We start from the raw sequence: 2,286 nt of genomic DNA, 5'->3' as shown, positions 1-2,286 counted from the left end.
CCCGCACGATCACCTCGAGCATGATCGAGCGGTTCTCGGCGCGCACCCTCTGACCGGCGTACAGCCAGGCGCGACGGGTCGAGTCGCTGGATGCCGCGGGGCGCAGTCCCTCGTCGGTCTCGACGAGCACGCGGCGTCCGGTCTGGCGGGGGATGGGCCGGGTGAACGACGACAGGTTGTCGGCGCGGTGAGTGACGAACACGAGCGAGGCGACGCCGGTCGCGGCGAGCACGAGCACCGACAGCTCGCCCATCGTGTCCCACCCGCGCAGGTCGACGAGGGCGACGTTCACGACGTTCTTGCCGTGCCCGATCTGGTAGGCGAGCGCCGGGAAGTCGAGCGAGATCGGCGGCAGGGTGCGGGCTCCCGTCGCGACGATCGCGACGAGGGCCATCGTCGCACCCACCGCGATCGCGAGCACCGCCCGTCCGATGGGCGCGACCGACGCGTTGTGGTCGCCGAGCCGCGAGGGGATGCGGCGCAGCACGAGGGCGAACGCGACGAGCGTCACGGTCTCGACGAGGATCTGCGTGAGTGCGAGGTCGGGCGCCCCGCTCGTGGCGAACAGCACCACCATGCCGAGTCCGGTGACCGAGACGAGCACGACGCCGGTGTAGCGCTTCTGGGCGCGCACGGCGAGGATGCCGGCGACGATCATGACGGGGGCCACGGCGAGCTGCGCGGGCGTGTGCCACGCATCCAGCTGAGCCTGCCACGAGGGGCTCGCGAGCAGCGCGGTGCCCTCGGCGACGACGAACACGGAGAAGATCACGCCGAGGTGCAGGGGCAGGGATCCGCGCTGGGTGAGCGTGGTCGAGGAGACGGCGAGCCGGATCACCCCGCGCAGCGCCGCGTTGTAGACGTCGACGGCGGTGAACGGCAGCACGCGACGACGCTCGGCCCAGCCGACGCGCAGCGCGAGCCAGAAGACGAGCGCGCCGACCGCGAGGGAGCCGAGCGAGATCCACAGCGCGGGCTCGAACCCGTGCCAGAGGGCCAGGTGCGCGGCCTTGGTGTGGTCGCCGACGCCCTCCGCACCGGCGGGAACTGTCGCCGCGTAGGGGGCGAGAGCGCCATCCACAACGGATGCCGCGGCCCCCAGCACGAGCGTGAGCACCGCGAGGGCGACCGGTGCGAACGAGAACCCGAACGGGGGAGAGGGCCACTCGGTGCGCGGACGCGGGGAGCCCGCGGCATCCTTCTTCGTGAAGAACGCACCCCAGACGAACCGGATGCCGTACGCGGCGGTCAGCACCGACCCGAGCACGATGGCGACGAGCCCGACGCTCGCCCACGGGGCCCCTTCGCTGGCCTGCTCGAGGAACGCGGCGAGCACCGACTCCTTCGCAACGAACCCGATCGTGGGGATGACACCGGCCATCGAGCACACGGAGATGATGGCGGCGGCGGCGAGCACCGGCGCCTGCCCGCCGACGCCCGAGAGCTCGCGGATGTCACGGGTCGACAGCTGCCGGTCGACGATGCCGACCACGAGGAACAGCGCCGACTTGAACAGGGCGTGGCTGATGAGCAGCGCGAGGCCGGCGAGCGCGGCGTCGCGGGTGCCGTAGCCGAGCACGATCGCGAGGAATCCCAGCTGGCTGACGGTGCCGAAGGCGAGGATGCGCTTGAGGTCGTACTCGCGCAGCGCCTGGATGCCGCCGAGCAGCATCGTGAACGCACCGAGGCCGATGACGATCGGCCGCCAGGTCGGGTCGATGGCGAACACGGGGGCCAGGCGCGCGATGAGGTAGATGCCCGCCTTCACCATGGCGGCGGCGTGCAGGTAGGCGCTCACGGGGGTCGGTGCGGCCATCGCGCCCGGAAGCCAGAAGTGGAATGGGAAGATCGCCGACTTCGACAGCGCGCCCACGAGGATCAGCACGAGCGCCGCGTCGACGACCGGGCCGGTGGGCGCCGCCGCGAGGATCCCCGCGATGCTCGTCGTGCCCGTGTGCACCACGAGCAGCACCACGCCGATGAGCATGATGAGGCCGCCGAGGGTCGTGACGAGCAGTGCCTGCAACGCCGCGCGACGGCTCGCGCCGCGCGCGCGGTAGTAGCCGATGAGCAGGTACGACAGGATGCTCGTGATCTCCCACAGCATCACCAGCACGACGATGTCGTCGGTCAGCACCAGTCCGTACATGGCCCCGGCGAACGCGAGCAGCACCGCGGCGAAGAGCCCGACGCCCTGTGTCTTGCCCGCGAAGTACCAGCGGCAGTAGAGCAGCACGAGGGCGCCGACGCCGGTGACCACGAGCGCCATCACCCAGGCGAGGGTGT

The 2,286-nt window shown here is 71.5% G+C and carries 1 protein-coding gene; it reads right to left on the bottom strand.

Annotated elements, in window-relative coordinates:
- Nucleotides 1-2,286 (bottom strand): hydrogen gas-evolving membrane-bound hydrogenase subunit E (gene mbhE / locus ASG00_RS00865; protein WP_327037454.1); only part of this gene is annotated, 2,286 nt, incomplete at both ends.

The organism is Microbacterium sp. Leaf351 (assembly GCF_001423825.1).
In the GTDB taxonomy this organism is placed as follows: Bacteria; Actinomycetota; Actinomycetes; order Actinomycetales; family Microbacteriaceae; genus Microbacterium; species Microbacterium ginsengisoli.
Note: the sequence above shows the minus strand (reverse complement) of the source record. Positions and strands in the feature narration are given on the sequence as shown.